23 protein-coding genes are annotated in these 24,128 nt (G+C 66.8%); 8 read left to right on the top strand and 15 right to left on the bottom strand.

What is annotated here, in order from left to right; genetic code table 11:
• Positions 1–56: 56 nt before the first annotated feature.
• Positions 57–2,405 carry a TonB-dependent receptor gene (locus AC1RT8_RS14670; protein ID WP_493076392.1) on the bottom strand — a complete coding sequence of 783 codons (2,349 nt, stop codon included), beginning with the start codon at positions 2,403–2,405 and terminating at the stop codon, positions 57–59.
• 124 nt (positions 2,406–2,529) lie between these two features.
• Here AC1RT8_RS14670 and AC1RT8_RS14665 point away from each other — a divergent pair, with 124 nt between their 5' ends.
• Positions 2,530–3,189 (top strand): TetR/AcrR family transcriptional regulator, encoded by a 660-nt coding sequence (locus tag AC1RT8_RS14665; RefSeq protein WP_493076391.1) that lies wholly within the window; start codon positions 2,530–2,532, stop codon positions 3,187–3,189.
• Between the two features lie 332 nt (positions 3,190–3,521).
• Here AC1RT8_RS14665 and AC1RT8_RS14660 read toward each other — a convergent pair whose 3' ends face one another.
• The 5 genes from AC1RT8_RS14660 to rpmF form a co-directional block, all read right to left on the bottom strand.
• On the bottom strand, positions 3,522–3,893 hold the full coding sequence (locus tag AC1RT8_RS14660; RefSeq protein ID WP_493076390.1) for a MerR family transcriptional regulator: 372 nt from the start codon (positions 3,891–3,893) through the stop codon (positions 3,522–3,524).
• Between the two features lie 7 nt (positions 3,894–3,900).
• A complete protein-coding gene (locus tag AC1RT8_RS14655; protein ID WP_493076389.1) occupies positions 3,901–4,200 on the bottom strand; it encodes an integration host factor subunit alpha in 300 nt (99 codons plus the stop codon).
• Positions 4,201–4,312: 112 nt separating this feature from the next.
• The gene (locus tag AC1RT8_RS14650; protein WP_493076388.1) at positions 4,313–5,275 is read right to left on the bottom strand and encodes a beta-ketoacyl-ACP synthase III; all 963 of its coding nucleotides are present in this window, start codon (positions 5,273–5,275) and stop codon (positions 4,313–4,315) included.
• On the bottom strand, positions 5,272–6,303 hold the full coding sequence (gene plsX, locus AC1RT8_RS14645; RefSeq protein ID WP_493076387.1) for a phosphate acyltransferase PlsX: 1,032 nt from the start codon (positions 6,301–6,303) through the stop codon (positions 5,272–5,274). The genes AC1RT8_RS14650 and plsX overlap by 4 nt, the downstream gene beginning before the upstream one ends.
• A gap of 29 nt (positions 6,304–6,332) precedes the next feature.
• Complete coding sequence (gene rpmF / locus AC1RT8_RS14640; RefSeq protein ID WP_493076386.1) at positions 6,333–6,512, bottom strand: 50S ribosomal protein L32; 180 nt, start codon at positions 6,510–6,512, stop codon at positions 6,333–6,335.
• Between the two features lie 201 nt (positions 6,513–6,713).
• Between rpmF and AC1RT8_RS14635 the strand changes: the two genes are divergently transcribed.
• A complete protein-coding gene (locus AC1RT8_RS14635) occupies positions 6,714–7,154 on the top strand; it encodes an MAPEG family protein (protein WP_493076385.1) in 441 nt (146 codons plus the stop codon).
• Positions 7,155–7,196: 42 nt separating this feature from the next.
• Here the strand turns inward: AC1RT8_RS14635 and AC1RT8_RS14630 are convergent, their stop codons facing one another.
• Positions 7,197–7,856 carry an MBL fold metallo-hydrolase gene (locus tag AC1RT8_RS14630; protein ID WP_493076384.1) on the bottom strand — a complete coding sequence of 220 codons (660 nt, stop codon included), beginning with the start codon at positions 7,854–7,856 and terminating at the stop codon, positions 7,197–7,199.
• Positions 7,857–7,993: 137 nt separating this feature from the next.
• Here AC1RT8_RS14630 and pabB point away from each other — a divergent pair, with 137 nt between their 5' ends.
• The 4 genes from pabB to msrA all read left to right on the top strand — a co-directional run bounded on the left by pabB (position 7,994) and on the right by msrA (position 11,993).
• Positions 7,994–9,787 (top strand): aminodeoxychorismate synthase component I, encoded by a 1,794-nt coding sequence (gene pabB, locus AC1RT8_RS14625; RefSeq protein ID WP_493076383.1) that lies wholly within the window; start codon positions 7,994–7,996, stop codon positions 9,785–9,787.
• A 32-nt stretch (positions 9,788–9,819) separates the two neighbouring features.
• Entirely contained in the window at positions 9,820–11,019 is a 1,200-nt protein-coding gene (locus tag AC1RT8_RS14620) for a pyridoxal phosphate-dependent aminotransferase (protein ID WP_493076382.1), read from the top strand.
• 94 nt (positions 11,020–11,113) lie between these two features.
• Positions 11,114–11,263 carry a hypothetical protein gene (locus tag AC1RT8_RS14615; RefSeq protein ID WP_493076381.1) on the top strand — a complete coding sequence of 50 codons (150 nt, stop codon included), beginning with the start codon at positions 11,114–11,116 and terminating at the stop codon, positions 11,261–11,263.
• Between the two features lie 64 nt (positions 11,264–11,327).
• Positions 11,328–11,993, top strand: a complete 666-nt coding sequence (gene msrA / locus AC1RT8_RS14610; protein ID WP_493076380.1) for a peptide-methionine (S)-S-oxide reductase MsrA — start codon at positions 11,328–11,330, stop codon at positions 11,991–11,993.
• On the opposite strand, the gene pdeM is transcribed toward msrA, so the two are convergent.
• The gene (gene pdeM, locus AC1RT8_RS14605; protein ID WP_493076379.1) at positions 11,990–12,649 is read right to left on the bottom strand and encodes a ligase-associated DNA damage response endonuclease PdeM; all 660 of its coding nucleotides are present in this window, start codon (positions 12,647–12,649) and stop codon (positions 11,990–11,992) included. The genes msrA and pdeM overlap by 4 nt on opposite strands.
• A 171-nt stretch (positions 12,650–12,820) precedes the next feature.
• Here pdeM and AC1RT8_RS14600 point away from each other — a divergent pair, with 171 nt between their 5' ends.
• The gene (locus tag AC1RT8_RS14600; RefSeq protein ID WP_493076378.1) at positions 12,821–14,704 is read left to right on the top strand and encodes a potassium transporter Kup; all 1,884 of its coding nucleotides are present in this window, start codon (positions 12,821–12,823) and stop codon (positions 14,702–14,704) included.
• A gap of 3 nt (positions 14,705–14,707) precedes the next feature.
• Here AC1RT8_RS14600 and AC1RT8_RS14595 read toward each other — a convergent pair whose 3' ends face one another.
• The 5 genes from AC1RT8_RS14595 to AC1RT8_RS14575 form a co-directional block, all read right to left on the bottom strand.
• Complete coding sequence (locus tag AC1RT8_RS14595) at positions 14,708–16,093, bottom strand: M20/M25/M40 family metallo-hydrolase (protein ID WP_493076377.1); 1,386 nt, start codon at positions 16,091–16,093, stop codon at positions 14,708–14,710.
• A 53-nt stretch (positions 16,094–16,146) separates the two neighbouring features.
• A complete protein-coding gene (locus AC1RT8_RS14590) occupies positions 16,147–17,109 on the bottom strand; it encodes an aspartyl protease family protein (protein WP_493076376.1) in 963 nt (320 codons plus the stop codon).
• A gap of 40 nt (positions 17,110–17,149) precedes the next feature.
• A complete protein-coding gene (locus AC1RT8_RS14585) occupies positions 17,150–18,073 on the bottom strand; it encodes a retroviral-like aspartic protease family protein (RefSeq protein ID WP_493076375.1) in 924 nt (307 codons plus the stop codon).
• Positions 18,074–18,151: 78 nt separating this feature from the next.
• Entirely contained in the window at positions 18,152–20,563 is a 2,412-nt protein-coding gene (locus tag AC1RT8_RS14580; RefSeq protein WP_493076374.1) for a ligase-associated DNA damage response DEXH box helicase, read from the bottom strand.
• Entirely contained in the window at positions 20,560–21,231 is a 672-nt protein-coding gene (locus AC1RT8_RS14575; RefSeq protein WP_493076373.1) for a hypothetical protein, read from the bottom strand. Before AC1RT8_RS14575 ends, AC1RT8_RS14580 begins: the two co-directional genes overlap by 4 nt.
• A gap of 55 nt (positions 21,232–21,286) precedes the next feature.
• On the opposite strand from AC1RT8_RS14575, the gene AC1RT8_RS14570 reads away from it, so the two are divergent.
• Positions 21,287–22,285, top strand: a complete 999-nt coding sequence (locus tag AC1RT8_RS14570; RefSeq protein WP_493076372.1) for a ligase-associated DNA damage response exonuclease — start codon at positions 21,287–21,289, stop codon at positions 22,283–22,285.
• A gap of 49 nt (positions 22,286–22,334) precedes the next feature.
• On the opposite strand, the gene AC1RT8_RS14565 is transcribed toward AC1RT8_RS14570, so the two are convergent.
• Both AC1RT8_RS14565 and rpoN read right to left on the bottom strand, forming a co-directional pair.
• Positions 22,335–22,628: a putative quinol monooxygenase gene (locus AC1RT8_RS14565; protein ID WP_493076371.1), complete on the bottom strand. Its 294-nt coding sequence runs from the start codon at positions 22,626–22,628 to the stop codon at positions 22,335–22,337.
• Positions 22,628–24,127 carry an RNA polymerase factor sigma-54 gene (gene rpoN / locus AC1RT8_RS14560; protein ID WP_493076370.1) on the bottom strand — a complete coding sequence of 500 codons (1,500 nt, stop codon included), beginning with the start codon at positions 24,125–24,127 and terminating at the stop codon, positions 22,628–22,630. Before rpoN ends, AC1RT8_RS14565 begins: the two co-directional genes overlap by 1 nt.
• Position 24,128: the final 1 nt, after the last annotated feature.

Genomic DNA, 24,128 nt, shown 5'->3' with positions numbered 1-24,128 from the left:
CTCTTCGTTGGAGCGCCCGGTCCCTTCTTTTGCGATAGCCCGATCGGGCGACCGGATCAGAACTTCGCGGTGACGGTAGCGAAAACCTGGCGTGGATTGCCGTAATAGGCGGTGAGGACGCCCTCGCCACCCAGTGTCGCGATATTCTTGCCCGCGCCGGTCAGGTTGAAATTGCCGGTGTCGGGGTTCTGGCTGAGGAAGTTGTAGCCGGAGACGATATAGCGCTTGTCGGTCAGGTTGCGGCCATGGATGCCGATCGACCAGCGATCGCCCGGGGCGCTCCACACGATATTCGCGTCGAGCAGGCTGAAGGCCTTCTGGTCGAGACCGGGCGTGCGCAGTTCGAATTGCTGGCTGTCGCCGCGATAGGACAGGGTCGTACTGAGACTGAGCGATCCGTCGTGCAACGGCGTCGTATAGCCGAGTGTCCCGCTGGCCGTCCAATCGGGGGTGTTCTGGAACCGGCGCTTGTTCGCGACGTCGATCCCGCGCGAATCGATATATTTCAGGAACTTCGCGTCGATATAGCCGAGCGACCAGGAGAAATTGAGGGCGTCTCCGTCGGTCCCGAAATTGCGGGCGGCGATCAGATTGCCCTCGAATTCCAGGCCGCGGATCCGCGCCTTGCCGGCATTGGTGGTGATGCCGGCAAAGGTCTGGACGCCGCCGACGATCACGCCGACCGATCCGGGGATCTGGACGTCGGTATAGTTCGCCTGAAATATCGCCAGCGCCGTGGTCAGGCGACGATCGAACAGCGACGCCTTGTATCCGACCTCGTAGCTCTCGACGGTCTCGGGATCGAAGGAGAGGAAATTATAGATATCGGCCTGGTCGCCGCCGGCGCCGGTGATGCCGTTGCCGTTGAGATCGGGGGCCGCCGTGCCGACGCCGCGCGGATCGAAGCCGCCGCCCTTGAACCCTTTGGAATAGCTCGCATACAGCGTGTGATTGGGGGCGGGCTTGAAGGTCACCGACGCGCGCGGGGTGAATTTGGCGAAGCTGGCCGATCCGCGGAAATCGGTCTGCCGCACGATCGGCGCGGTGGTGCCGCCGAAAAAGGGTGAGGAGCCGAGATAGACGTTGCGCTGGATCTGCGACCGGCGGTCGTCCCAGGTATAGCGCCCGCCCGCCGAGATGCTGAACATCTCGTTGAATTTGTAGGTGAAGTCCCCGAAGATCGCGACGGTATCGGTGCGCACATTGCCGAAGGTCAGCGCCGTCACCGTGCCGGGCAGGCGCACGTCGAACACCGTGCGCGCCTCGGCGTCGAGATAATAGCCGCCGATCAGGCCGTTAAAGCCTCCGCTCTCGACGAGGAGTTGGATTTCCTGCGAGAATTGCTTGTTGTTGTAGAAAGCGGGCACGTCGACATCGACGGCCGGGAGGGCGTCGAAATCGATCGGGGAGGAACTGTCGTCCTTGCGATAGGCGGTGATGCTGCGGAAGGTCAGCCAGTCGGCCGGCTTCACCTCGCCGAACAGCGAGACGCCCCAGGCCGTCACATCCTGTTTGGGGCTTACCAGCCCGCCCCGGCTGTCATAAGGATCGGTCAGAACCGGTGCTCCGGAAACCAGCCCGGCGATCAGGCGATGGCCGCCGCGCGCGTTGCTCTTGTCCTTGGTATAGTCGCCCGTCAGCCGGAAAAAGGCTTCGCTGCTCGGTTCGATCTGCAGCGTCGCGCGGCCGGCCCAGATGTCCTTGTTGTAGTTTTCCTGGCCGGTGGTCAGGTTCTTGCCGAAGCCGTCGCGGCTCAATCGCGCCACCGCGCCGCCGACCTTGATCGTACCGTCGCCGATCGGCACGCTGCCGCTGATCACGCCGTCCGCCTGGTTATAGCTGCCATAGGTTGCGCGGAGGTTCAGCGTCGGGTCGTCGCCCAGCCGGCGCGTCACATATTTCACCGCGCCGCCGATCGTGTTCCGGCCATAGAGCGTGCCCTGCGGACCACGCAGGACTTCGATCCGTTCCACGTCATAGATATCGAGTACCGCGGCCTGTGGACGGTTCAGATACACGTCATCCAGATAAAGGCCTACGCCCGCTTCGAACCCGGCAACCGGATCCTGCTGGCCGACGCCGCGGATGAAGGCGCTCAAGGTCGAGTTCGTGCCGCGCGATACCTCCAACGTGACATTCGGCGCGCTGTTCGCGATGTCGGTGACGTCGATCGCACCGGCCAGGTCCAGCGCTTTGCCGGAAAAGGCCGTGATCGCGATGGGCACGTCGATCAGTCGTTCGTCGCGCCGCCGTGCCGTCACGACAACATCGGGTTGCTCGGTAGCCGCCTCGTCCACAGTCTGTTGCGCGGCCGGCGCGTCCTGGGCCAGGGCCGGCACGGCCGTCAGTGCGGCGATCGCGGCACCGGCGTTGAGCAGCGTGCGCATGGAATAAAGGCGTGTCATGAAGATTTCCCCTCCTGCGGCGCCGCTTGCATGCGCCCGGTCTCATACCGGGTTGTGCGCCAGTCGAAGGCGCTATACTGAAACATGAACCAGGTTTCAACTTGGGAATGGGAGGGAGCCGTAAATGGCGGGTGAGCGTGTCCAACCGGCAACAATTACCGGGCTTTCGAAAGGCGATACGGCGTTGGCCGCGAGCGAGGGCAAGGCGCCGCGCACCGAGCGCGGCCGCAAGACCTTGCGCTCGATCCTCGATGCGGCGGCGACCGAGTTCGGCGAGAAGGGGTTCCATGAGGCATCGGTCAGCGGGATCACGCGCCGCGCCGGCGTCGCGCTGGGCAGCTTCTACACCTATTTCGATTCGAAGGACGCGGTGTTCCGCGCGCTGGTGCGCGACATGTCGGATCAGGTGCGCGACTTCGTCGCCCCCGCGATCCGCGCCGCGCCCGATCAGATCGCCGCCGAGCGCGCCGGCCTGCGCGAGTTCATCGCTTTCGTGCGCGGCCACAAGGAGATTTACCGGATCATCGACGAATCCGAATTCGTCGATCCGGAAAGCTTCCGCCTCCACTATGCGGTCACTGCGGAACGAATCGCCGCCCGCCTCAAGGCGGCGGCGGCGCGAGGCGAGGTCCGGCCCGACGTATCGGAGGTCCATGCCTGGGCGATCATGGGCATGAACGTGTTCCTCGGCCTGCGCTACGGCGTGTGGGAGGACGATGCCTCGCCCGATCAGGTCGCCGATACGATCGCCGACATGCTCGCCCGGGGCATCGGCACGCGCTGATCGTCTGGCAACCGGGCGCAACTGCCGGTTGGCGCCTCTCGATTCAACGCCGCGGCGGATCAGGGCAGCGTGGCGCGCTCGGGATTCCAGCCGGACGCCCGATCCGCTTTTTCTCATTGTCAGGTTTGTTGGATGGTTTTCCGCGCAATTCTTGCCGGAAAAACGGTCTTTTTCCGCTGCTCGGCGCCCGTTTTTCCGCTGTTATGCGATAACAGGGAAAACGCGCTCAACTCGTTGAGAAACAACGCCGAATCCGGGGCGAAAATCCAACATAACAGCGGAAAGAAAAAATGCCGGCGTGATTGCGAGTCGTGTTGGTCCAAACGGACCCGTCAGGCGCGGCTCGAATCGTCCGCCAGCGCCTCGGCGAGCGAATCGCGCACCGTGCGGATCGCGCCGAGGTCAGCCCCGCCGGCGGCCCGGGGCACCGTCTGGCTCATCGGCACGCGCTTGCGTTCGTCCGACAGCAGCTTCTGCACGCCGCGGATCGTATAGCCCTCCTGGTTGAGCAGGCTGTTGATCCGCGCCACCAGCGCGACATCCTCGGGCCGGTAATAGCGGCGCTTGCCGGCGCGCTGCAGCGGCCGAAGCTGGGGAAAGCGCGTTTCCCAATAGCGCAATATATGTTGGGGCAGCCCGGTCTCGCGGGAAAGCTCGCCGATCGTCCGGAATGCGCCAGCCGCCTTGTCGGGCATGCCGGCCATGATCGGGTCAGCCCGCGCTGACGATGCGGTCGCGCATCATTTGACTGGCGCGGAAGGTGAGCACGCGGCGCGGTGCGATCGGCACCTCGACGCCTGTCTTCGGATTGCGCCCGACGCGCTCGCCCTTGTCGCGTAGCACGAAGGTCCCGAAGCCGGAGATCTTGACGTTCTCGCCCTTGGACAGCGCCTCGCACATATGATCGAGAACTTGCTCGACCAGCTTTGACGAATCCGCGCGGGACAGCCCCACCTGATGGTGCAGCGCCTCGGCCAGATCAGCCCTTGTCAACGTCCCCACAGGTGCCATCCGCTACCCTCCCCCGAGTGGTAAGAACTGAACCTAACACAATGATGGAGCGGACTGAAAGACATTTGTTACACTGTGAGAACGGCGCAAGAACGTTGCCCGATCCTATAGGCTATAGCCGGACGACCGCCGCGCCCCAGGTGAAGCCGCCGCCCATCGCTTCGAGCACGATCAGTTGGCCCGGCTTGATCCGTCCGTCCCGCACCGCAGTGTCGAGCGCGAGCGGCACGGACGCCGCCGATGTGTTGGCGTGCTGGTCGACCGTGACGACAACCTGTGCGGGGTCGAGCCCGAGCTTGCGCGCGGTCGCATCGAGGATCCGGGCATTGGCCTGGTGCGGCACGACCCAGTCGACATCGTCCGAGCCGAGCCCGGCGGCGGCCAGCGTCTCGGTCATCACCGCGGCCAGATTGACCACGGCGTGGCGGAACACCTCGCGCCCCTTCATCCGCACCTTGCCGACGGTGCCGGTGGTGGAGGGGCCGCCATCGACATAGAGCAGCTCGTTGTGGCGCCCGTCGGCATGCAGCCGAGTCGCCAGGATGCCGCGCTCGCCCTTGCCCTCTTCGCCTTCGAGCACGATCGCGCCCGCGCCGTCGCCGAAGAGCACGCAGGTGGTGCGATCCTCCCAGTCGAGGATCCGGCTGAAGGTCTCGGCGCCGATCACCAGCGCGCGGCGGTGCGCGCCGGCGCGGATCATGCTGTCGGCGACCTGCAGCGCGTAGAGGAAGCCGGAACAGACCGCCGCGACGTCGAACGCCACGCAGTCGTTGATGCCCAGCATCGCCTGCACCTTGGTCGCGGTCGCCGGGAAGGTCTGGTCGGGCGTTGCCGTCGCCAGCACGATCAGGTCGATGTCCTGCGCCATGCGGCCCGCGGCGGCCAATGCCGCCTTGCAGGCATCTGCCGCCAGCGTGCCCGTCGTCTCGTCGGGGCCGGCGATATGGCGGAAACGGATGCCGGTGCGCTCGACGATCCACTCGTCGGACGTGTCGACGGTTTCGGCCAGCTCGGCGTTCGATACGCGGTGGACCGGCAACGCGGAGCCGGTGCCGGTGATGATCGATCGAATCACGCTGCCTTTGCCTCGAAATTCCCCAGGTCTTCGCTGATGCGCCGGGTCAGGTCGTCGCGCACCATCTTGGCGGCCGCGGCGATCGCGGTCGCGACGCCCAGCTCGTTGGCGCCGCCATGGCTCTTCACGACGATGCCGTTCAGGCCCAGGAAGACCGCGCCATTATGGTTGTTCGGGTCGAGATGATGGCGCAGCAGCTCGGTCGCCGGCCGGGAGATCAGGAAGCCGATCTTGGAGCGGGTCGAGCTGCGGAAGGCACGCTTGAGCAGGTCGGCGACGAAACGGGCGGTGCCCTCCGCCGTCTTCAGCGCGATGTTGCCGGAGAAACCGTCGCACACGATCACGTCGACATCGCCGCGCGACAGCCGGTCGCCCTCGATGAAGCCGGTAAAGGTCATCGGCAAATGGGTCGCGGCCCGGATCGCCTGGGCTGCGTCGCGGATTTCCTCGGTGCCCTTCTGGTCTTCGCTGCCGATATTGAGCAGCGCGACGCGGGGGCTGGCGAGGTCGAGATTGGTGCGGGCATAGGCGGCGCCCATGACGGCGAACTGGACGAGGTTGCGCGCGTCGCATTCGGTGTTGGCGCCAAGGTCGAGCACGACCACGTCATTCTCGCCGAGCGTCGGCAGCATCGCGGCGAGCGCGGGGCGATCGATCCCGGGCAGCATGCGCAGCGACAGCTTGGCCATCGCCATCAGCGCGCCGGTATTGCCGGAGGACACGGCGGCACCGGCGCGGCCTTGCTTAACCATGTCGATCGCGACGCCCATCGACGTCGTCTTGGCGCGGCGAATCGCCTGGCTCGGCTTGTCGCTCGATCCGACGACCTCGGGGGCGTGGACGATCTCGCTATGCGCGGTCAGGTTGGGATGGGTCTTCAGACCCTCGCGAATCTGCGCCTCGTCCCCGACCAGGATGAAGCGCATTTCCTCGAAGCGGCGGCGCGCGCGCGCGACGCCGGCCAGCATGACGGCCAATCCTTCGTCGCCGCCCATCGCATCGACGGCGATCCGGGAGCTATTCGACACGCGGCTGGCCCCCCGTTGGACTGTGTGGCTCAGCCTTCGGCCGAGACGATCTCACGACCGTTATAATGGCCGCACGATCCGCACAGATTATGCGGGCGCTTCAGTTCGCCGCAGTTCGGGCACTCCTGGAAGGAGTCGATGCTCAGCGAGTCGTGGCTGCGGCGCATGCCGCGCTTGGACGGCGAAGTCTTTCTCTTGGGGACGGCCATTTCGGCGAAACCTTGTCTTATCTGGGTCAATAGCGCGGTACGCCCGGACGGACGCCAGCGCAACCGACGCTTCCGTCAGCCGCGGTAGGCACCAGCGGCCGGACGCATCGCGAAGCGTGCGCCTATAGCGATTCGGGCGAACGTTGCAAGCACGGCGAAGGACTGGCACGCTCATGCGCATCATAAAGGGGGAGAGACACGATGAATCCGATCATGCTGCCGATCACGCTCACGACCGCGGGGGCGACCGCGCTGATCGCCCTGTGGCTTGCGCTTCGCACCGGCGGCGTTCGGCAAAAGGCCAAGGTCAGCATCGGCGACGGCGGCGACGCGGCGCTGCTCTGCCGCATGCGCGCCCAGGCGAACTTCACGGAATACGCCCCCTTCATCCTGATCCTGATCGCGCTGATCGAATTCACCGCCGGCACCTCGACCTGGCTCTGGGTGGCGAGCGTCGCCTTCCTCGTCGCGCGCATCCTGCATCCGCTCGGCATGGACGGCATGAAATATGGCCGCCCGATCGGCACCGGTATCACCTTCCTCCTGCTGATCGGCCTCGGCCTCTACACGATCAGCCTGCCGCTGCTCGCCAAGGCCGATTCGAAGCCCAAGGTGATCGAGACCGTCCCGGCGGCTGGGTGATCCTTCCTTCTCCACCCCTCTCTTCAGGGGAGGGGCTGATCATCAGGCCGCCATCGCCCGGTCGCTCACGAACATATTGTGCTGCCGCTCATGCGCGAAGTTGCTCGGCGGTCCGTGGCCCGGAATGAACGCGGTATCGCCGCCGAGCGGCCAGAGCTTCTCGACGATCGAGCGCAACAGGTCCTGATGGTTGCCGAGCGGGAAGTCGGTGCGGCCGACCGATCCCTGGAACAGCACGTCGCCGACCAGCGCCAGCTTCGACGGCGCATGGTGGAAAATCACATGCCCCGGCGTGTGCCCGGGCGTGTGATAGACGTCGAGCGTCAGGTCGCCGACCGTCACCGTGTCGCCCTCGACCAGCCAGCGGTCGGGCTCGAACACCACGCCGCGGATGCCGTAATTCCTCCCGTCCTCGTCGAGCCGCGCGAGCCAGAAGCGATCCGCTTCGTGCGGCCCTTCGATCGGCACGCCATAGTCGTCGGCCAGCGGCTTGGCCTCGCCGCAATGGTCGATATGGCCGTGGGTCAGGATGATCTTCTCGATCGTCACATTGTGCTGGGTCGCGGCGGCGCGCAGCTTGGGCAGGTCGCCGCCCGGATCGACGAACGCGCCGCGCATCGTCGCGGTGCACCAGATCAGCGAGCAGTTCTGCTGGAGCGGCGTTACGGGCACGATCGCCGCGCGAAGGGGAGGGAGAGTCATGGCGCCGAGGTAAGCCCGCCCGCGTCCGCGGGCAAGCCTAGCCCGCCCGCGTCCGCGGGCAAGCCTAGGTCGGCCGCGTCTGCGGGCAAGCGCGGGCTTGCCGTGCGCCGTTCGCGGTTGCATTTGGCGGCCACTTGATGCTCACCCGTGAAACCGCCCCCTTCGTTCTGCTGGACGATGCCCGAGAGGAAGCCGCCCCCGCGCGCCTCTATCGCCAGCCGGTGCGCGTGGTGGCGGCGCGAACCATCGCCGAGGTCATGCCGGCGCTCGACTCGCTCCGCGCCGCGCGCGATGCCGGGCTCCATGCGGCTGGCTTCCTGTCCTACGATGCCGGAGCGGCATTCGAACCGGTGCTGGGCGATCCACCGGCGAACGATACACCGCTGCTCTGGTTCGGCCTGTTCGACAGCTATGAGGAGATCGCGCCGAGCGACGTCCCCGTGCTGCTGCCCGATCCCGTCGGCGCCTGGATCGCCCCGCCCGATCCGGCGATCGACCAGGCGGCCTATGACGGCCAGTTCGCCCGCGTGCTCGATCTGATCGCGGCGGGCGACGTCTATCAGATCAACCTCAGCTACCGCGCGACAGTCCGCCATGCCGGCGATCCGCTCGCGCTCTACGCGCAGCTTCGGGCCCGTGCGCGCGCCGGGTTCGGCGCGCTGATCGATACGGGCGAGGATCTGTTGCTGTCGCTGTCGCCCGAGCTCTTCTTCGCACTCGACGATCGCCGGCTGACCTGCCGCCCGATGAAGGGCACGGTGCGCCGCGGCGCGACCCCGGCCGAGGACCGCGCGCTCGCCGCGTCGCTCAGCGCCGATCCCAAGCAGCGCGCCGAGAATCTGATGATCGTCGATCTGATGCGCAATGATCTCTCGCGGATCGCGCGGCCGGGCAGTGTCGCCGTGCCGGCCCTGTTCACGGTCGAGACCTATCCGACCGTCCACACCATGGTCTCGACCGTCACCGCCGATCTCGCCGAGGATCGCGACGCGGTCGACGTGCTCGCCGCGCTCTTCCCCTGCGGGTCGGTCACGGGGGCCCCCAAGATCCGCGCGATGCAGGCGATCGCCGAGGTCGAGCGGGCCGGTCCGCCGCGCGGCGTCTATACCGGTGCGATCGGACGGCTGGACGCGGGCGGCGATGCGATGTTCAACGTCGCCATCCGGACTCTGGCGATCCGCCGCGGCGACGCGCATGGTTCGTCCGAAGGGTTGTTCGGGGTGGGCGGCGGCATCGTCGCCGATTCGACAGCACATGAGGAATGGGACGAATGCCTTGCCAAGGGTGATTTCCTGACCAGCGGCATCACCTTCGACCTGATCGAGACCATGGCGTTCGATCCCGAGACGGGCATGCCGCTGCTCGAGCGCCATCTCGCGCGGATGAAGGCGAGCGCCGAGTTGTTCGGCTTCCCGTTCGATCGCCACGCGGTACGCAACGAACTCCAGGCGGCGACCTTCCGCTTGCGCAGGTCCCGCCGCGTCCGGCTGGTGCTGGCGAAGAGTGGGGCGATCGCGATCGAGGTCTCGCCCCTGCCGGCCCCGCCCGCCGGGCCGGTCGTGGTCGCGCCGGTGCCGCTGCCGGTCGATCCGTCCGACTTCCGCCTGCGCCACAAGACCAGTGATCGCGCATTCTACGGCGCGCCGCCGGCCGGCTGCTTCGACACAGTCTTCCTCGATCCCCATGGCTATTTGACCGAGGGCGGCTTCACCTCGCTCTTCGTCGAGCGCGACGGCATGCTCGTCACTCCGCCGCTTTCGCGCGGGTTGTTGCCCGGCGTACTGCGCGCCGAGTTGATCGCCAGCGGGCGTGCGATCGAGGGCGATCTGACCGTCGCCGACCTCGCCGGTCGCTTTTTTATCGGAAATGCGCTTCGGGGGCTGATTCCCGCCATTGTTGCGGTTGCGAACGGAACCGACCCGGGTCTATAGCCGCGCCGCTCCCAGACAAAGGCGCCCATTTCATGCAACCATCCGCCGCGCTCGCTCGAATCAAGCCCTCGCCCACGCTCGCGATCACCTCGCGCGTGCAGGAGCTGCAGCGTGCCGGTGTCGATGTGATCGGCCTGGGCGCCGGCGAGCCGGACTTCGACACGCCCGACTTCATCAAGGAAGCCGGTATCCAGGCGATCCGCGACGGCAAGACCAAATACACCAATGTCGACGGCACGCCCGAGCTGAAGGCGGCGGTGATCACCAAGTTCCAGCGCGACAACGGGCTGACCTACACGCCGGACCAGATCACCATCAACGCGGGCGGCAAGCACACCTTGTTCAACGCGATGGTCGCGACGGTCGATGCCGGCGACGAAGTGATCGTGCCCGCGCCCTATTGGGTGAGCTATCCCGACGTCGTGCTGTTCGCCGGTGGTACCCCGGTGTTCGTCGCGGCGGGCCCGGCGCAGAACTACAAGCTCCTGCCCGAGCAGCTCGAGGCGGCGATCACGCCGAAGACGAAGTGGGTGATCCTCAACTCGCCGTCCAACCCGACCGGCGCCGCTTATTCGGCCGCCGAGCTGAAGGCGCTGGGCGCGGTGCTTGAGCGGCATCCGCATGTCTGGATCTTCGCCGACGATATGTACGAGCATATCATCTATGACGGTTTCGAATTCGCCACGATCGCGCAGGTCTGCCCGTCGCTTTACGAGCGCACCTTGACCGCGAACGGCTGCTCCAAGGCCTATGCGATGACCGGCTGGCGGATCGGCTTTGCCGGCGGCGCGCCCTGGCTGGTCAAGGCGATGGCCAAGCTCCAGTCGCAATCGACCTCGAACCCCTGCTCGATCGCCCAGGCCGCCTCGGTCGCGGCGCTGACCGGCGACCAGTCGTTCCTCAAGGATCATGCCGCGCTGTTCCAGTCGCGCCGCGATCTGGTCGTGTCGATGCTCAACCAGGCGAACGGCATCACCTGCCCGCGGCCCGAGGGTGCCTTTTATGTCTATCCGGAATTCTCGGCGCTGATCGGCAAAACGACGCCCAAGGGCGTGGTCATCGACACCGACGAGGCGATGGTCGCCTATCTGCTCGACGAAGCGAAGGTCGCGGCGGTGCAGGGTGCGGCGTTCGGCCTCTCGCCGGCGATGCGGATCAGCTACGCGACCTCGGAAGAGCTGCTCCGCGAGGCATGTGAACGCATCCAGACTGCCTGCGCGGCCGTACGATAGGAACAGCCAGCTTGCGTTAATCCGGGTGAAGCAAAAAGCTGGCTCCGTAACGAATCGGCCCCGGCCGCCCGGCTCCCGGACAAAACGAAAGTAGATGGCGATGCGCGCTATTCTGAAGGACGGTTTCTTCTGGCGGTTCGCGGGCGGCTTCGTCATCGGCGCGATCGGCCTGTTCCTCCTCCAGCCCGCTCAGGCAAAGGGGCTGGTGAGCAATCTGGCGACGGCGATTCACGCGCTTCCCTGACCGTCCACTTCCGGTTCAGCCGGGAGTTCCTACATTCGCCCCGATGCCCATCGAAAGGCGATCCATGTTCAAGACCCTGTTTGCTGTTACCGCCGCAGCCGGCGTGGCCTATGCCGCCCTGTCCGGTGGCGTCGCCAATGCCGAGCGCGCGGTGCCGATTCCGGTCGCGGCCCTGGATGTGCCGAAGACGCCCGGACCGCAGACCGCGGTGCTTGCCGGTGGCTGCTTCTGGGGCATGGAGGCGGTGTTCGAACGGGTGAAGGGCGTGCGCGGCGTGACCTCGGGCTATGCCGGCGGCGCGGCGGACACGGCGACCTATGACCAGGTCAGCACCGAGACGACGCGCCATGCCGAGGCGGTGAAGATCGTGTTCGATCCGGCTCAGGTCAGCTACGCGACCCTGCTCCGCGTCTATTTCTCGATCGCGCACGATCCGACCCAGCTCAACCGCCAGGGTCCGGACAGCGGCCCGAGCTATCGCTCGGCGATCTTTCCGCAGACGCCGCAGCAGCGCGCGGTGGCCGCCGCCTATATCGCGCAGCTCGGCAAGGCCCGCGCCTTCCCGGCGCCGATCGTGACGAAACTGGAAAGCGGCGGCTTCTACCCGGCCGAGGCCTATCACCAGAATTTCTACGACCGGAATCCGCGCCATCCGTATATCGTGCAGTGGGACAAGCCGAAGGTCGCGGCGTTCAAGGCGGGTTTCCCGAGCCTGGCCAAGCCGATCTAGGCCGCGAGCGGGAAGCGCAGCATCCGGTCCTCGACCGGCACCAGCGCCTCAGCCCCGGCACCCACCGCACGGACGATCTCCGGATGATCCGCGTCCAGCCCGCCGGTCAGCGCGCCGAATGCCGGCAGGATCAGCTTGACCGGCGTCGCGACGAAGCAGCGGCGCGAGACCTGGCGTCCACGCACCCGCACCCGCAGCTTGGGATGAAAATGCCCCGACAGTTCGGGCCTCGTCTCGCGGCGGTCGGCCTCGTGGCGCAGTACGAGCCCGTCGACCAGCGCTTCGTCCATCACTTCGCCGCCGCAGCGGTCGATCGTGCGGTCGTGATTGCCGGTGATCCAGATCCAGCGCCGCCCGGTCGTCAGCGCGCGCAGCGTCTCCTGCGCATCGGCGGGCAGACGTTCGCATCCGGCCGAATCATGGAAGCTGTCGCCCAGGCACCAGATCTCGGCCGCCTTGGTCTGCTCCGCCAGCGCGGCCAGCGCGGCCAGGGTCGCGATCGTATCATAAGGGGGCAGCATCTGGCCGCGAATCGCGAACCAGCTCGCCTTCTCGAAATGCAGGTCGGCGACCAGCAACGCGCGCCGCGCAGGCCAGAAAAGCGCCCCTTGCGGCAGCGCGAGCAGATCGTGACCGGCGAACGAAAAGGGAACCATGGTCTTGCTATGCAGCGATCGGCTCCCCAGATCAACGGCTTGCGGCAGTGCAACAAAACCGCTTGCGCTGCCCTACAACAGGCGTAAAGCGCGCCGTCCTTCCCGGCAGGCCAGAGTCTCATGTCACCAGCCCCTGAAACATCGGGGAATCCGCATCGTCCCCATCCGGCGATGCTGGCACTCACCATCGGCGCGATCGGCGTCGTCTTCGGCGATATCGGCACCAGCCCGCTCTACGCGTTTCGCGAGGCGCTGGCCCAGTCGGCGCAGGACGGCATCGACGCGAGCGAAATTCTCGGCGTGCTGAGCCTCGCGCTCTGGACCCTGACGATCGTCGTCACCTTCAAATATGTCCTGTTCCTGATGCGGGCGGACAATCAGGGCGAGGGTGGCGTCCTTGCCCTGACGGCGCTTGCCCGGCGGGCGCTGGGGCGGCGGTCGATGATCGCACTGGTGCTCGGCGCGGCGGGCGCTGCCTTGTTCTATGGCGACGCGATCATCACGCCCGCCCTGTCGGTGCTGTCGGCGGTGGAGGGGCTGCGCACCATTCCGGGCGCCGGGACCTTGGTCGGCGAACATACCATATTGTTCCTGACCATCGGCATCCTGATCGCCCTGTTCATGATCCAGGCGCGGGGCACCGCCCATGTCTCAAGCCTGTTCGGGCCGGTGTGCATCCTGTGGTTCCTGACGATCGGCGGCATGGGGCTGTGGCATATCTGGGACGAGCCCTCGATCCTGCGCGTCGCGTCGCCCTGGTACGGCATCGAATTCCTGATGACTCACGGCGTGACCGGCCTGTTCGTGCTCGGCGCGGTGTTCCTGACGGTCACCGGCGCCGAGGCATTGACGGCCGATATGGGCCATTTCGGCGCCGCGCCGATCCGGATGGGCTGGTTCGTGCTGGTCTTCCCCGCGCTGACGCTCAACTATCTCGGCCAGGGCGCCTTCGCGCTCAACGCGCTGGAGACGGCGTCGTCCCATCACGTCGCTTTCGCCAATCAGGACTGGTTCTTCCTGATGGCGCCCGATGCCTTTCGTCCCTGGCTTGTCCTGCTCGCCACGCTGGCGACGATCATCGCCAGCCAGGCGGTGATCACCGGCGCCTATTCGCTCACCCAGCAGGCGATCCAGCTCGGCCTGTTGCCGCGTCTGCGCATCCGCCAGACTTCGGCTCGGCATTCGGGGCAGATCTATCTGCCCTCGATCAACTGGCTGCTGCTGATCGGCGTGCTCGTGCTGGTGATCCAGTTCCGCACCTCCTCTTCGATGGCGGCGGCGTACGGCATCGCGGTGACCGGCACGATGGTGGTCACCACCTGCCTTGCCTATATCGTCGCCCGGCACCGCTGGAACTGGTCGCGGCCGCTGGCGCTTGCCGTGATCCTGCCCTTCTTCGCGCTCGACACGATCTTCTTCGGCGCGAACATCCTGCGCGTGATCGAGGGCGGCTGGGTGTCGCTGGTCGTCGGCGCGATGATCGCGCTGCTGATCTACACCTGGGTGCGCGGCCGCGGCATCGTCCGCGCGTTCGAGCAGCGTCAGAGCGTCCCGCTCGCCGATCTCGCCGCCGCCCTGTCCCGCCGCCCGCCGGAGCGGGTCGAGGGCACGGCCGTGTTCCTCACCGCCAATCCCGAAAGCGCGCCCGGCGCGCTGCTGCACAACCTCAAGCACAACAAGGTGCTGCACGAGCGCAACCTGATCGTCAGCATCCGCACCGCCGACCGGCCCACCGTGCCGCCCGAGGAACGCGCGCGGACCACGCGGATCGACGACAATTTCTGCGCCGTCGTGCTGACCTATGGCTTCATGGAATCGCCCGACGTGCCGCGCGACCTCGGCCTGGAACAGTCAGGCGCGAAGAAGCTGCTCAACCCGGCCAAGACCAGCTATTTCATCGGCCGCAACACGCTGAAGCCGGTCGCCAACCAGGGCATGCCGCTGTGGCAGGACCGGATCTTCATGTTCCTGCAGCGCAATGCCAGCGATCCGACCGACTTCCTGCGCATCCCGCCCGGCAAGGTGCTCGAACTGGGCGAGCAGGTCACGGTCTGAGGGCTATCCGGCGTACGCCTTGACCAGATCGAAGAGATAGTCCCGGCCCTCATAGAGCGACCTGGTCCTGATCCGTTCGTTCAGGCCGTGAATGCCGTTCAGATCGGCGTCGACGAAGATGCCCGGCGCGCCGTAAACCGGGATGCCGATCGCCTGAAAGAAGATGCCGTCGGTCGCGCCGGTCGACATCAGCGGCAGCATCGGCAGGCCCGGGAAATATGTCGCGGCGACCGCCTTGGCCGGGCCGACGATCTTCGGGTCGAGCGTGGGCGGGATCGCGGTCGGGCGGATCGGCTGGTTGATCGTCACCTTCACCTTCGGGCCGGCCAGTTCCTTCAATTTGGCGAAGGTCGCCTCGACCGTCTCTCCGGGGAAGATGCGGCAATTGATATTGGCGGTGGCGCGCTGCGGCAGGGCATTTTCGGCATGGCCGGCATTGACCAGGGTCGCGACGCAAGTGGTGCGCAGGGTCGAATGCATTGCCTTGTCGCGGCTGATCAGCGTATCGGCTTCCTTGTCCTCCGGATTGGCGAGCAGGCGCTTGATCGCATCGCCCACCGGCCCCGGCATCGCCGCCGCGGTCGCGCCGAAAAAGGCACGGGTGGTGTCGGTGAACTTGACCGGGAATTCATAGGTGCGCACCGCCTGCAGCGCGTCGGCCAGCTCGTAGATCGCGTTGTCGGGCGTCGGCTGCGAGCTGTGGCCGCCGGCATTGACCGTCTCGAACGTGTAGTTCTGCGCCGCCTTCTCGCCGACCTGGATGGCGAGCAGCTGCGGCTTGCCGCTCGGATCGTTGCGGCCGCCGCCGCCCTCGTTCAGCGCGAACTCGGCGGCGATCAGGTCGGGCTTGTTGGCCGCCAGCCACTGCGCGCCGTTGAAGGCGAAGGTCGTCTCCTCGCCGCAGGTCAGCGCAAGCTTGATCGTGCGCTTCGGCCTGTAGCGGCTGGTCTTGAAGCGGATCATGCTGTCCGCCCACACCGCCGCCATCGCCTTGTCGTCGACGGTGCCGCGCGCGTAATAATAGCCGTCTTCCTCGACCAGCTTGAACGGGTCGCGCACCCAGTCCTCGCGCTTGGCCTCGACCACATCCAGATGGCCGAGCAGCAGCATCGGCTTGGCCGTCTTGTCCGATCCGGCCAGCACCGCGACGATGCCGCCGTCCTTGGGGTGTTCCGGCACCGAAAAATAGGTGATGTCGTTATCGGCGAAGCCCGCCGCCTTCAGCCGTGCGCCGATCTGCGCCGCCGCCTGGGTGCAGCTGCCCGACGACAAGGTCGTGTTGGTCTCGATCAGCTCCTTGTAGAGCCCGAAAAAGGCCTGCTGGTCGGGGCGAAGCGTCTGGGCCGAGGCGCTGACGGGCAACACGGCGACCGCGGCTGCCGTGCACATGAATAGCGTTCTACGAATTGCCTTACCCCCCGCTTGGACGATGTGTCGCGAGCTTAGCGGCCAAGCGGTATCGAGTCCAAGGGCGACACGCCCGCCGTCGCGGTGCGGTTGGCGGTGACCATCAGCCGGACTTCGCGATTCGGGAAATCGATCTTCACCTTTTCGAACAGGCGCAGCGAATCCATGCCGAGCAACAGGGCGGGCTCGTCCAGCAGGCCGAAATGGCGGAAGGGTTCAGCGTCGGAAAAGGCGACGGGCAGGTGCGAGAAGGTGATGCCGGCGAAGTCTACCTTGTCGATCTGGGTATAATCGGCCACCATCGCTTCACCGGTCACGCCCCATAGGGAGATTGGCCGCACCAGCTTGCTCGTGCGGGCGACGAGGCGCTGGAGCGCCACATTGCCCATGGTCAGGCCGGATCCCGTATCGAGGATCACCTTGACCTTGCGACCGCGATACTTGGCGTCGGCCACGATCAGCTCGCCATAAAGATCCTTGCCGCGCACCACGACTTCGCCGTGCCTCGGGGCCAGGCTCCGTTTGCGTTTGGTCGAGGGGGTCAGAGTCATCACACTCTTGATGAAATCGATCGTCAGTGCATGTCCCTGCAGCGTGTCCAGCCCGAGCATGCCGGGGGCGCCGAGATTGCGCGACTCGAGCGACGGAGCCTCGACGCTCGAGCCGGCGATCGTGCTGACACTCAGCATCGGGATCACGACGGTACCGACATCCGCCGAACCGGTCATCGCGGTAAGGCGGACATTCTTGCCCGGCACCAGGCCGAGGCGGCTGGCGAGTTCGCGCGAGATCACGGTGCGCTGCGCGCCTGTGTCGACCACGAAATGATAGGGGCCGTTGCTGCCGATCGAAACCGGAACGGTCATCCGATCCTGCATGTTGGCGAAGTCCAGCACCGTCACCTTCTGGGGCGGCGGCGGAGCGTCCGGGTCCTGCGCCACTGACGCGCCCGGCGCGGTGGCGGCCAAGGCGAGCGAGAGGGCGATCAACCGCCGCATGCCGAAGGCGTATCCCTCCTTCCGGAGACCAGCAAGCGGCTCAGAAGCCATTGGAACGGTACCCCTTGGGCAGCGCGAACCGCACCTCGCGGTTCGCGAAATCGACGTCCACCTTCCGGAACAGGCGCAGCGCATCCATGCCGAGCAGCAGGGCGGGCTGATCCGTCAGGCCGAAGCGGCGGAACGGCGCGGCATCGGCAAAGGCGACGGGCAGGTGGTTGAAGGTGACCCCGCCGATGTCGAGCCGGGTTACCTGGGTATAGTCGGCGATCATCGTATCGCCCGTCACGCTGGTCAGCGTGATCGGCAGCGGCGTCTTCATCTCGCTGCGCATCCGCGACCGCAGCGCCGAATTGCCCATGCTGACCGAGGAACCGGTATCGATGATCACGCTGATCCGCCGGCCCTTGTAATAGGCCTGGGTGACGATCAGCTGGCCATAAAGGCTCCTGGCGCGGACGACGATATCGCCGTTGCTGATCACCGGGCGATTGCGCTTGGTCGACTGCCGCACGATCATGCGGTTGGTCTCGAAGTCGATCGACAGCGCATGGCCGCTCAGCGTGTCGATGCCCAGCATGCCGGGCGCGCCGAGATGCGCCGAATAGAGCGCCGGGGCCTCGATCGGCTGGCTGGCGATGCTGCTGACGTTGAGCGACGGGATCACCACCGTGCCGACATTGCTCGTGCCGGTCATCGCCGTTATCCGCACATCGGGGCCGCGCGACAGGCCGAGCGTCGCGGCGAGTTCGCGGGAGATCACCGTCCGCTCGGCGCCGGTATCGATGATGAAGGCATAGGGGCCGGTCGTGCCGATGGTGACCGGCACCGTCATCCGATCGGCCGAATCGTCGAAGGCAAGGCTGGTCTCGGTCGCGGCTGGCGGTACCTCGCCCTGACGCGCAGGCAACGCCCCGGGGGCGGCGGCCGTGATCGCGATGACAAGGGCGGTTATTCCGCGCATGAGACGAAGTTACGCCCGTTGTGGACCTTCAACAAGAGGCTATTCGACCGCAGAAAACGGACGTTCAACCGATCTGGGTCAGTCCAGCCGCATTGCCTCCGCAGCGAGCGACTCGGCCTCGATCAGCAGCGCGTCGTCCGCCAGCCCCATCGCGATCCGCTCTCGCCCGATCAGGGTCAGCACCGGCACGGCGAGCGGCGACACGCGGTCGAGATCGACATGGAGCATCGTCTCGGCGGCGCGGTCGAGCAGGCCGGCCAGGCGCCCGACATCGGTCATCTTGGCGCGCGCATCGGCCCAGGCGGCCTGGAGCAGCAGATGGCTCGGCTCATATTTGCGCAGCACGTCGTAGATCAGGTCGGTCGAGAAGGTGACCTGCCTGCCGGTCTTGCGCTTGCCCGGATGCTGGCGCTCGACCAGCCCGCCGATCACCGCGACTTCGCGAAAGGCGCGCTTGAGCAGCGCCGAGTTCTGCACCCAGTCGACGAACTCGTCCTCCAGGATGTCGGGCGAGAGCAGGGCGGCGGGATCGGTGACCGGATCGAGCGAATAACAGGCGATCGAATAGTCGGAAGCGACGAAGCCGAGCGGCCGGTAACCTTGGGTCTCCATCCGCCGGGTCAGCAGCATGCCGAGCGACTGGTGCGCGTTCCACCCTTCGAAGCTGTAGACGACCATGTAATGCCGCCCCTCGCGCGGGAAGGTCTCGACCAGCAATTGTCCCGGCGTCGGCAGCTTCGAGCGATACGACTGCACCTCGAGCCATTCGCGCACATCCGCCGGAAAGCGCGGCCACTCCTCCGGATTGGCCAGGAAGCCGCGAACCCGGTCGGCGAGGTTGGTCGAGATCGGCATGCGCGCGCCACCATAGGTCGGGATGCGCGCGGGTCGGGAGGTCGCGCGGACGATCAGGTCCTCGGTGTCGATCTTCTCCACCTCGAGGCTCATGCCGGCGAAGAAGAAGGTGTCGCCGTGGCGCATCGAGGCGGCGAAGGCTTCCTCGACCTTGCCCAGCGTCCGGCCGTTGCGGAAGCGTACCGTCAGCATCGTCGCCTCGACGATGATCCCCGCGTTCAACCGGTGCTGCGCGACGAAGCTGGGGTGGCTGACGCGCCAGGTCCCGTCCTTGTCCCGGGTCAGGCGCTTGAACTTCTCATAGGCCTTCAGCGCATAGCCGCCGTCGCGGATGAAGCCGAGCACGCGCTCGAACGTCCCGGTATCGAGCGCCGAATAGGGCAGGGCCGAGCGCACCTCGTCGAGCATCTCCTCCTGGCGGAACGGCGCGGCGCAGGCGCAGGCCATGATGTGCTGTGCCAGCACGTCGAGCGCGCCGGCGCGGAAGATGTCGGGATCGAGCTCGCCCGCCACGACGGCGTCGAGCGCGGCGCGCGCCTCGAGATATTCGAAGCGGTTGCCCGGCACGATCACCGCTTCCGACGCTTCGTCGAGCCGGTGGTTGGACCGGCCGATGCGCTGCAGCAGCCGCGACGATCCCTTGGGCGCCCCCATCTGGATCACGCAATCGACATCGCCCCAGTCGACCCCGAGATCGAGGCTGGCGGTCGCGACCAAAGCGCGCAGCTTGCCCGCCGCCATCGCGCCCTCGACCTTGCGCCGCGCCTCGAGCGAGAGGCTGCCGTGATGGATGCCGATCGGCAGCTGCATCGCGTTGACCTTCCACAAATCCTGGAAGATCAGCTCGGCCAGGCTGCGCGTGTTGCAGAATATGATCGAGGTGCGGTGAGTCTCGATCTCGGCCATCACCTGCTCGGCGGCATAGCGCCCCGAATGACCGGCCCAGGGCACCCGGCCCTCGGGCAGCAGGATGGCGATGTCGGGGTCGGCGCCGGGCTCGCCCTGCACCAGCGTCACCTGGCCGATATCGCCATCGGGCGCGAGCCAGGCGCGATAGCCGTCGGCATCGGCGACCGTGGCCGACAGCGCGACCCGGCGCAGCCCCGGCGCGAGCCGCTGCAGCCGCGCCATGCACAAGGAGAGCAGGTCGCCGCGCTTGCCCGTGGCGAAGGCGTGCACCTCGTCGACCACGATCGTCTTCAGGCCTTCGAACATCAGGAAGCTGTCGGGATAGGACAGGAGCAGGCTGAGCGATTCGGGCGTGGTCAGCAGGATCTGCGGTGGACGCACACGCTGCCGCGCCTTGCGGTCGCTCGAGGTGTCGCCGGTGCGGGTCTCGATGCGGATGTCGAGGCCCATCTCCTCGACCGGGGTCAGCAGGTTGCGCTGCACGTCGACCGCCAGCGCCTTGAGCGGCGAGACATAGAGCGTGTGCAGCCCCTCGGTCGGCGCCTCGATCAGTTCGGCCAGGGTCGGCAGGAAGCCGGCGAGCGTCTTGCCCGCGCCGGTCGTCGCGACGAGCAGGCCGTGCCGGCCCGCGCGGCCGACCTCGAGCATGTCGAGCTGGTGGCTCCGCGGTGCCCAGCCGCGCGTCGCGAACCAGTTGGCGAGCGGTGGAGGAAGCGAGGCGCTCAAGGTGCGGGCGGTGCTCCGGCAGGGCGGCTGACCAGCCCGGGCGCCGCGGCCCCAAGGCTCGACAGGCGCGCGCGTTCGCCCTGCGCGCGATCCTGCAGCGACAGCCAGGCCTCGTCGCCCTTGGTGCCGATCCGCCAGCCTTCCTCATATTTGCCGAGCGGATTGGCGTAGTTCACCGTGAAGCCGGCAAAACCGCTCTGCTCGTTCACGATCATCGACACCGCATCGCCGCCGGGGCGGTCGAGCGCGATCACGCCGCGGCCATTGTCGAGATAGTTGATTGCGCCCCGTTCGGATCCGTTCCTGTCGCTGATGATCAGGCCATAGGCGGCGGCGACGCGAGGATAGGATTTCCCGTCCAGCCTTGGGTTGGGCGCCTCGCCCATCACCACCCGGTCCTGCCCGTCCGGCCCCAGCACCACGATCGACGCGGTCTGTCCGTCCTTGCGCACGCGCCCGTCGCTCGGCGCCGGTGCGCCGATCAGGATACGGGGCTTGCCGGCCGCATCGACGATCCGGATCGCCTTCGCCTCGATCGTGTCGGGCGGCCCCGCCGCAAACCCCGTCAGCAGCGCCGCCGCACCGGCGATACCGGCCGCGACCAGCATCATGCGCTGCTGGCGCACCTGCCGCTCCAGCCGCGCCAGTCTCTCCGTAACGTCGATCATCACTGCTTCCTCTTGCCCGGTGGAACCCAAGACCCTCACCGCTCATATAGGGAGCATGGCGAAACTCGGCGACTGGATCGATCCGCAACCGCACGGCATCTATGTAAGACCCGCCGACGCGTGGATCGATCCCTCACGCCCTTCGCCGAAAGCGCTCGTCACCCATGGCCATGCCGATCATGCGCGTGGCGGCCATAGCGCGGTCTGGGCCACGGCCGAGACGCTCGCGATCATGGAGACGCGCTACGGCCCGCAGGCCGGTCATCCGGTCGGCTATGGCGAGACGATGCGCCTGGGCGATGTCGACATCCGCTTCGTTCCCGCCGGCCATGTGCTCGGCTCGGCGCAGATCGTGCTCCGTCATCGCGGCGAAACCATCGTCGTTTCGGGGGACTACAAGCGCCGCCCCGATCCGACCTGCGCGCCGTTCGAGCCGGTCGCCTGCGACGTGTTCGTCACCGAGGCGACCTTCGGCCTGCCGGTGTTCCGCCACCCCGATACGGGCGACGAGATCGACAAGCTCACCGCCGCGCTTCACGCCAATCCCGATCGCTGCGTGCTGGTCGGCGCCTATGCGCTGGGCAAGGCGCAGCGGGTGATCGCCGAACTGCGCGCGCGGGGCTTCGACGATCCGATCTATCTCCACGGCGCGCTCCAGCGGCTCTGCGATCTCTATGTCGCGCACGGTGTCGATCTCGGCGAGCTGCGCCCGGCGACGGGCGTGCCCAAGGCCGAACTCAATGGCCGGATCGTGATGGCCCCGCCCGGCGCGCTCAACGATCGCTGGTCGCGGCGGCTGCCCGATCCGATCACCGCAATGGCCTCGGGCTGGATGCGCGTCCGCCAGCGCGCGGTGCAGCGCAATGTCGAGCTGCCGCTGATCCTGTCGGACCATGCCGACTGGGACGAACTGACCGACACGCTGACCGAGATCGCGCCCCGGGAAGTCTGGGTGACGCACGGCCGGGAGGAGGCGCTGGTCCATTGGTGCATGACCCGCCAGATCAAGGCACGGGCGCTGGCGCTGCTCGGCTATGAGGACGAGGACGACTGAGCGTCGGGCCGGATCGCCGGCAGGGCAGCCCCGACCCGGACGGCGCGGGTCAGCCCGCGGGACTTGCCTCGTACATCGAGATGCTTTCGCTCGCCGCCGCGAGGCTGCGGACCGCCGCGATGAACTGGACCGAGCCGGGCTGGGCGAAGTGAGTCCTGAGCGCGTCCATGTCGCTCCAGCGCTCGAAGAAGAACAGCCGCATCGGGTCCTCGCAATCGACCTGAACCGAATGGCTGATACAGCCCGGCTCGGTGCGCGAACGATGGACATGATCGAGGCTCGCCTGGCGCAGCGCCTCGAAACTGTCGGGCCGTGCGGTGACGCTTCCCGTGACGATGATCATCAACTTACCCCTTCCAGCGCCTTTTGCCGCCGGCGCTGTACCGAGCTGCCGATGCCCAGCGCCTCGCGGTACTTCGCGACCGTGCGCCGCGCGATGTCGAAGCCCTTCGCATTGAGCAACTCGACCAGCGTGTCGTCGCTGAGGATCGCCTTGGGTTCTTCCGCCGCGATCAGCGCGCGGATCGCGCTCTTCACTGCCTGGGCCGAGACCGCGTCGCCGCCGTCCGAGGACTGGATCGCGCTGGTGAAGAAATATTTGAGTTCATACAGCCCGCGCGCGCAGCTCAGATATTTGTTGCTCGTCACCCGGCTGACGGTCGATTCGTGCATCTCGATCGCGTCGGCGACCTGGCGCAAGGTCATCGGCTTCAGCTGCGACACGCCGTGGACGAAAAAGGCCTCTTGCTGCTTCACGATCTCGGTCGCGACCTTGACGATGGTGCGCTGGCGCTGGTCCAGCGCCTTGACCAGCCAGTTGGCGCTGGCCAGACATTCGGACAGCCAGGCCTTCGACGCCTTGTCCTGCTGCCCGCCCGACAATTCGACATAATAGCCGCGATTGACCAGCAGGCGCGGCAGGGTCGCGGCGTTGATCTCGATCGCCCAGCCGGTTTTGCGCTTTGCCACGAAGATGTCGGGCACGACCGCCTGCATCGCTTCCCCGCCATAACGGCAGCCGGGCTTGGGATCGTAGTTGCGCAGCTCGCGGATCATGTCCGCCAGATCCTCGTCGTCGACGTCGCAGATCCGCTTCAGCCGCGCCATGTCGCCGCGCGCGACCAGCTCCAGATTGTCGATCAGCCGCGCCATGCACGGGTCGTAGCGGTCGGCCTCCTTCGCCTGCAGCGCGAGGCATTCGGACAGCGACCGTGCGCCGACGCCGGTCGGATCGAAGGTCTGGATGATGCCCAGAACCTCTTCCACCCGGGCGAGCGCGACGCCGAGCCGGTTCGCGACTTCGAGCAGCGGCACGGTGAGATATCCGGTCTCGTCGATCTGATCGATCAGGTGCGCGGCGATGAACTTGTCGGCGCCGTCCACCACCGGTCCGGCCTGGGCGAGCAGATGATCCGCAAGGCTCAGCCCGGTATCGGCAAAGCCGTCGAGATCGGGCCCGTCCTCACCCATCGCGCCGCCGCCGGTACCGTTCAGCCCGAGCGATCCGTCCATGCCGCCGCCATCGGCGGGACTGTCATGGTGGAAGCTCTCGGCATTGAAATCGACGTCGAGCGAGGCTTCGCCGGTGCTGTCGCCGCCCATCAGCAATTCGTCGGCACTGGCCGGTTCGTCGCGCGGCTCAGGGGCGGGCTCGCGCTCGACGGTCGGGCCGTCATCGTCGGCCGCGCCCGATTCGAGCAGGGGATTCTTCTCGATCTCCTCGGCGATGAACCCCTCGACCTCGAGGTTCGACAGCGCGAGCAGGCGGATCGCCTGCTGCAACTGCGGCGTCATCACCAGCGATTGCGACTGGCGCAGATCGAGGCGCGGGGCGAGGCTCATC

Source organism: Sphingomonas sp. GW821-FHT10F11 (genome assembly GCF_058809095.1).
This window is presented reverse-complemented; position numbering and strand designations above follow the sequence as displayed.

What these genes read in the sequence shown, in the direction of transcription:
- pdeM (WP_493076379.1), bottom strand. Translation starts at nt 12,649, where the DNA reads ATGGTTCCCTTTTCGTTCGCCGGTCACGATCTGCTCGCGCTGCCGCAA.
- AC1RT8_RS14585 (WP_493076375.1), bottom strand. Translation starts at nt 18,073, where the DNA reads ATGCGCGGAATAACCGCCCTTGTCATCGCGATCACGGCCGCCGCCCCC.
- AC1RT8_RS14660 (WP_493076390.1), bottom strand. Translation starts at nt 3,893, where the DNA reads ATGGCCGGCATGCCCGACAAGGCGGCTGGCGCATTCCGGACGATCGGC.
- AC1RT8_RS14630 (WP_493076384.1), bottom strand. Translation starts at nt 7,856, where the DNA reads ATGACTCTCCCTCCCCTTCGCGCGGCGATCGTGCCCGTAACGCCGCTC.
- AC1RT8_RS14670 (WP_493076392.1), bottom strand. Translation starts at nt 2,405, where the DNA reads ATGACACGCCTTTATTCCATGCGCACGCTGCTCAACGCCGGTGCCGCG.
- AC1RT8_RS14635 (WP_493076385.1), top strand. Translation starts at nt 6,714, where the DNA reads ATGAATCCGATCATGCTGCCGATCACGCTCACGACCGCGGGGGCGACC.
- msrA (WP_493076380.1), top strand. Translation starts at nt 11,328, where the DNA reads ATGTTCAAGACCCTGTTTGCTGTTACCGCCGCAGCCGGCGTGGCCTAT.
- AC1RT8_RS14595 (WP_493076377.1), bottom strand. Translation starts at nt 16,093, where the DNA reads ATGTGCACGGCAGCCGCGGTCGCCGTGTTGCCCGTCAGCGCCTCGGCC.
- AC1RT8_RS14615 (WP_493076381.1), top strand. Translation starts at nt 11,114, where the DNA reads ATGGCGATGCGCGCTATTCTGAAGGACGGTTTCTTCTGGCGGTTCGCG.
- AC1RT8_RS14600 (WP_493076378.1), top strand. Translation starts at nt 12,821, where the DNA reads ATGCTGGCACTCACCATCGGCGCGATCGGCGTCGTCTTCGGCGATATC.
- rpmF (WP_493076386.1), bottom strand. Translation starts at nt 6,512, where the DNA reads ATGGCCGTCCCCAAGAGAAAGACTTCGCCGTCCAAGCGCGGCATGCGC.
- AC1RT8_RS14570 (WP_493076372.1), top strand. Translation starts at nt 21,287, where the DNA reads ATGGCGAAACTCGGCGACTGGATCGATCCGCAACCGCACGGCATCTAT.
- AC1RT8_RS14665 (WP_493076391.1), top strand. Translation starts at nt 2,530, where the DNA reads ATGGCGGGTGAGCGTGTCCAACCGGCAACAATTACCGGGCTTTCGAAA.
- AC1RT8_RS14565 (WP_493076371.1), bottom strand. Translation starts at nt 22,628, where the DNA reads ATGATCATCGTCACGGGAAGCGTCACCGCACGGCCCGACAGTTTCGAG.
- pabB (WP_493076383.1), top strand. Translation starts at nt 7,994, where the DNA reads ATGCTCACCCGTGAAACCGCCCCCTTCGTTCTGCTGGACGATGCCCGA.
- AC1RT8_RS14620 (WP_493076382.1), top strand. Translation starts at nt 9,820, where the DNA reads ATGCAACCATCCGCCGCGCTCGCTCGAATCAAGCCCTCGCCCACGCTC.
- AC1RT8_RS14655 (WP_493076389.1), bottom strand. Translation starts at nt 4,200, where the DNA reads ATGGCACCTGTGGGGACGTTGACAAGGGCTGATCTGGCCGAGGCGCTG.
- AC1RT8_RS14575 (WP_493076373.1), bottom strand. Translation starts at nt 21,231, where the DNA reads ATGATCGACGTTACGGAGAGACTGGCGCGGCTGGAGCGGCAGGTGCGC.
- rpoN (WP_493076370.1), bottom strand. Translation starts at nt 24,127, where the DNA reads ATGAGCCTCGCCCCGCGCCTCGATCTGCGCCAGTCGCAATCGCTGGTG.
- AC1RT8_RS14590 (WP_493076376.1), bottom strand. Translation starts at nt 17,109, where the DNA reads ATGCGGCGGTTGATCGCCCTCTCGCTCGCCTTGGCCGCCACCGCGCCG.